Genomic DNA, 283 nt, shown 5'->3' on the forward strand with positions numbered 1-283 from the left:
GTTTTGCAGGTTGATAACGCCAGGCTGGCAGCCGGTGACTTTAAAATGAAGTACGAGAATGGGCTAAATCTTCGTCTGAGTGTGGAGGCCGATACCAACGGTCTCCGCAAAGTCCTTGATGAAATGACAATTTCTAAATCTGACCTGGAAAACCAACTCGAAAGTCTCACTGAGGAAATAGAATATCTGAAGAAGAACCATGCGGAAGAAACTAAAGGGAACCAAGTAACAACGTTGGGCGAAGTAAGTGTAGAAATGAATGCTGCCCCGGGAATAGATCTGA

The 283-nt window shown here is 44.9% G+C and carries 1 protein-coding gene; it reads left to right on the forward strand.

Annotated elements, in window-relative coordinates; all coding sequences use genetic code 11:
* Positions 1–283: intermediate filament family protein (locus EUU22_RS09225; RefSeq protein ID WP_165351125.1), on the forward strand; the 283-nt coding region annotated here is incomplete at both ends.

This window comes from Ciceribacter ferrooxidans, from assembly GCF_004137355.1.
Classification (GTDB): domain Bacteria; phylum Pseudomonadota; class Alphaproteobacteria; order Rhizobiales; family Rhizobiaceae; genus Allorhizobium; species Allorhizobium ferrooxidans.